This window comes from Dietzia sp. Cai40 (assembly GCF_014145165.1).
Lineage (GTDB): Bacteria > Actinomycetota > Actinomycetes > Mycobacteriales > Mycobacteriaceae > Dietzia > Dietzia natronolimnaea.
Map to the genome: position 1 here is coordinate 1 of NZ_JAALEB010000099.1, position 4,509 is coordinate 4,509.

4 protein-coding genes and 1 pseudogene are annotated in these 4,509 nt (G+C 71.4%); 2 read left to right on the top strand and 3 right to left on the bottom strand.

Annotated features, from left to right (window positions below; all coding sequences use genetic code 11):
* Positions 1–1,229, bottom strand: a 1,229-nt coding sequence (cofG, locus tag G6022_RS04780; RefSeq protein WP_182691085.1) for a 7,8-didemethyl-8-hydroxy-5-deazariboflavin synthase CofG, incomplete at its 3' end; no start/stop codon positions are given.
* A gap of 99 nt (positions 1,230–1,328) precedes the next feature.
* Here cofG and G6022_RS04785 point away from each other — a divergent pair.
* On the top strand, positions 1,329–1,973 hold the full coding sequence (locus G6022_RS04785) for a PH domain-containing protein (RefSeq protein WP_179525600.1): 645 nt from the start codon (positions 1,329–1,331) through the stop codon (positions 1,971–1,973).
* The gene (locus tag G6022_RS04790; protein WP_182610541.1) at positions 1,970–3,658 is read left to right on the top strand and encodes a PH domain-containing protein; all 1,689 of its coding nucleotides are present in this window, start codon (positions 1,970–1,972) and stop codon (positions 3,656–3,658) included. Before G6022_RS04785 ends, G6022_RS04790 begins: the two co-directional genes overlap by 4 nt.
* Here G6022_RS04790 and G6022_RS04795 read toward each other — a convergent pair.
* Together G6022_RS04795 and G6022_RS04800 are read right to left on the bottom strand one after the other, a co-directional pair.
* The gene (locus tag G6022_RS04795) at positions 3,629–4,030 is read right to left on the bottom strand and encodes a hypothetical protein (RefSeq protein WP_182610540.1); all 402 of its coding nucleotides are present in this window, start codon (positions 4,028–4,030) and stop codon (positions 3,629–3,631) included. The two genes, G6022_RS04790 and G6022_RS04795, sit on opposite strands and share 30 nt — an antisense overlap.
* Positions 4,027–4,509, bottom strand: a pseudogene (locus tag G6022_RS04800) (N-acetyl-1-D-myo-inositol-2-amino-2-deoxy-alpha-D-glucopyranoside deacetylase); the annotation flags it as partial. The gene G6022_RS04795 and the pseudogene G6022_RS04800, both read right to left, overlap by 4 nt.

Below are 4,509 nucleotides of genomic sequence, written 5' to 3' on the forward strand. Positions count from 1 at the left end.
AGGCCCGTGGCCGGGTCGGCGAGCGCGTGGACGTGACCCGACACCCTGGGGTCGATCCAGGCGTCACCCGCTCCGACGTATCGCGGGTGGGCGGTGAGTCGCTCGGTCAGCGCCCAGCCCGCCGCCGCCAGGTCGGCGGTCAGTCCCTCCAGATGCGGCCACGGCCGCTCGGGGTTGACGTGGTCGGGTGTGAGCGGGGAGATGCCGCCCAGGTCGTCCACCCCCGCGCCGATGAGGGCCAGCACGTCCTGCCGGTCGACCAGGTTCGGCGGGGCCTGGACGGCGACCCGCGGGTCGAGCACCAGGCGCGCGACGGCGATCGCGGCGAGGAACTCGTCGGTGTCCGCGTCGGCCGAGTCGCGCATGGCGGTGTCGGGCTTGGCCCGGAAGTTCTGGACGATCACCTCCTGGAGGTGTCCGAACTCCCTGGCCAGCCCGGCCAGCGCGAGCAGACTGTCGGCCCGCTCGGTCCTGTTCTCCCCGATCCCCACCAGGATCCCCGAGGTGAACGGCACCGCGAGACGCCCCGCGTCGGTCAGGGTGCGCAGCCGCACGGCCGGGTCCTTGTCCGGGCTGCCGTGGTGACACGCACCCGGGGTGGTGAACAACCTCGTGGCCGTGGTCTCGAGCATCATCCCCATGGACGGTGCGACCGGCTTGAGGGTGGACATCTCCGACCAGCTCATCACGCCGGGATTGAGGTGCGGCAGCAGACCGGTCTCCTCCAACACCCGGATGGCCATGGCCCGGACGTAGTCCAGCGTCGAGGAGAAGCCGCGCGATTCGAGCCACTCCCTCGCCTCGGGCCACCGGTCCTCCGGTCGGTCGCCCAACGTGAAGAGCGCCTCCTTGCACCCGGCCTCCGCGCCGCGCCGGCACAGGTCCACCACCTCGTCGGGGTCGAGGAACATGCCCTCGCCGGCGGCCCGGAGTTTCCCCGGCACGGTGACGAAGGTGCAGTAGTGGCAGCGGTCGCGGCACAGGCGGGTGAGCGGGACGAACACCTTGCGGGAGTACGTCACCACCCCCGGACGCCCCTCGTCGAGGAGGCGGGCGTCGCGACGCGCGGCCGCCAGCCCGGTCAGCCGGACGAGATCGTCTCCGCGCGCGGCCAGCAACACCGCCGCCTCGGTCACGTCGAGGGTGAGCCCGTCGGAGGCCCGGCGCAGCGCGCGCCGCATGGCCGAGGGCGTGGGCTCGGGATCGACGGGCGTCAGGGCGAGATCCATGTCCGTGATGATGCCCCACCGGGGCCGGGAGGTGGAGGGCCGGTGCTGCGTGGGAGGTCACGGGCGTGCGGAACGGGACCGCGCATTAGTCTGGGCGGCATGCCCGATCCCGCCCGTCCCCTGCGCAGCAACGGCGATCCCCTGGTGTCCGCACCCCCCCGTGGCGCCGGTGGCGCCCACGCCCTGCGCGAGCCGGCTCCGGCGACCGCCACCGAGGACGTCCCCGACTCCGGGGAGGGTCTGCTGACGTCCAACCGGGTTCTCGTCACGGCTCCGCGTCACCGGATCTCCCCCCGCACGCCGGTGTTGTGGGTGATCGAGGGGATCTGGTCGTGGGCGATCCTCGCCGCCCTGCAGGTCGGGTGGTACTTCTGGGGCGACAACGTGATGGGGTTCTGGAACTGGGTCGCGCTGGCCGCGACCGTCCCGTTCGCGTTCATGTCGATCGTGGTGGCGCCGTGGTGGCGCTACATCGTGGCCCGCTGGGACGTCTCGGACACCGCGGTGTGCTCGCGCAAGGGCTGGTGGACCACCCAGTTCCGGATCGCCCCGCTGGCCCGCCTCCAGACGGTGTACACCACCCGCAACCTGTTCGAGCGCTGGTTCGGCCTGGCCACGGTCCACGCCTCCACCGCCTCCGCCCAGGGCACGGTCGAGATCAGGGGGCTGACCCTCGCTGATGCCGAGGCCCTGGCCCAGCACCTCATCGCCATCGCCAACCTGGACTCGGAGGACGGGACGTGAGCGGACCGGGCGCCGCGACCGGGGTGACGGCGGGTCCGGACGACGACGACGAGGCCGGCTCCTCCGTCGACACCGCGCGGGACCCGGGTTCCGACCCGACGGAGGAGGACACCGCGGCCGATCGGACCGACGAGGCCGGACAGGTCGACCCGGAGGCCCCGTGGGAGCGGTTGTCCTGGCGGATGCTGCTGGTGGATCCCCTGGGGATGCTCACCCGGTTGCTCCCGCTGTTCCTCATCTCCCTGTGGCTGGGCTCGAACCGCAACAACTACTGGTTCGAGATCGGCGTCATCTCACTGATCGTCCTCGGCAGTCTGCTGCGGTGGCTGTCCACGAGCTATCAGGTCGGCCGGACCCACATCATCCTGAGGAAGGGCTTCTTCAGCCGCAACGTGGTCACGGTGTCGCGCCAGCGGATCCGCAGCGTGGACACCGAATCGGATCTGTTCCACCGGGTCATGCGGGTGTCGATCGTCGAGGTCGGCACCGGCCGCGCGGACTCCGGGAAGTCGGACGCCGAGCGGTTCCGGCTCAACGCCATCGACACGGCCCAGGTCGAGCCGCTGCGCGACGAGTTGCTCGAGCACCGGCGTGCCCTGGACCCGACGCTCAGCGAGGAGGACGAGGAGCAGTGGGGGTCGAAGTACGGTGAGGACATCTCCCAGTGGCGCGTCACGTGGGCAAGGTTCGCGCCGTTCTCCTTCATCGGGTTCGGCGTGCTCCTGTCACTGTGGCTCATCACCTGGCAGATGGGCGACATGCACGACCGCGTCATGGACCTCGCGGTGGTCGAGGCGGCCGTCTCGTGGCTCGATTCCCTCGGACAACCGTGGACCCTGGTCGGCGAGGCCGTCGCGATCTGGATGGTGGCCGGCGTCCTGGCGATCATCACGTACGCGATCCGCTACGGGAAGTACGCACTCACCGACCGTGGGCAGTTGCTCTACGTCCAGAACGGCATCCTGCGCCGCAAGCACCAGGCGTTGGACAAGGCGAGGCTCCGCGGGGTCGAGATCCGTCTGCCCGTGTACCTCCGGCTCCTGGGCGGCGGCCGGCTCGAGCCCATCATGACGGGGACCAAGAAGGGTGCCGCCGCGTCGACCCTGCTGCCGCAGGCACCCATCAAGGACGTCCGCCGGGTGGCGATCCGCATCCTCGGCGACCCGACCCCCGTCACCGTGCCTCTGCGACGTCACCCGTGGAAGGCCGCCCGGCGGCGGATCACCCGCGGACTCATGCCGTTCTGGATCGTGGCCGGTCTCATCGTCCTGGTCCGGATCGACTCCGGTCCCTCGGCCGACATCTGGGTGCGGTGGGCGATCCCGGCGGCCCTCGTGTTCTTCCTCGCGTTGTCGGTCGACCGGATCAGGATGCTCGGCCACGCACTGCTGCCCGACATGCTGGTGACCTCGCACGGGTCGTGGACCGCCAAGCGGACGGTGCTCGAGGCGGACGGGATCATCGGATGGACGGTGACCCAGTCGGTGTTCCAGCGCTCGGCCGGGGTCGCCACCGTCTCCGCGGCCACCCCGGCGGGCAACGGCGTCTACTCGGTGATGGACATGGACGCCGACGAGGCGTGGGCTCTGGCCGAGGCGCTGACCCCGGGGATCACGGACGTCTGGAACCACGAGGGTGACCCCGACGTGCGTTCCTCACCCTCGATGGGTATCCGGGCGCAGTGATCGACCCAGGGTCGCGACCCACAGCGGGATGAGACCGCCCACCAGCAGCAGCGCCAGGCCCCGCAACCCGATCGGGACCGGCATGTCCCCGCCGGGACCCAGGTTGAGCGCCACCAGGGTGAGGATCCAGATCAGGGCCGGGAACACGGCCACGATCGCGCGTTCGGACCAGGCGGAGGCCACCCGCACCAGGAACAGCGACCACGCGCCGGCCACCAGGATGGTGAACGGGGCCGGGACCGGGCCGACATACGCGGTCAACCAGGCGACGGTGAGGACACAGCTGGTCGCGGCCCCCACCGCGAGCATCAGCAGCGCCACGCCGAGCTCCACGGCCGAGGTGGTGCGCGCGACGGCGGTCCGGCGGGTCACCGGGACTCCCCCACGAGTCCGTCGAGAAGGTGTGCGGTGCCGGGCGGGCACTTGACGTAGGGGCCGTCGGGGTCGACGAGGTCGTGGGCGATGTACCACTCGACCTCCGAGACCGGCTGCAGCACCCCGTTGGTCAGTGCGAGGAACCACGGATCGTCGTCCGTGCCGGGCACCAGTTCCAGCTGGGTCGCGTGCCCGGTCAGTGCCTCCAACTTGGCCGCATAGGTCGCGTCGTCGAGCGGCACCCGGTGGGTGAGTCGGGAGTCCGGCACCGAGGGAAGCTCGGACTCCCCCGCGTGCCGCAGGTGGCCGGGTGGCGCGGGGTGCCGTCGCGAGACGTCCGACCGGGCGGTCACCGTCCACGCCATCCGCCGGGGCCGGTGGCCGGCCTCGTCGAGAGCGGCGCGGACGACCTCGTGGACACGGATGTGATCCGGGTGCCCGTACCCCCCGCGCGGGTCGTAGGTGACGAGGAGATG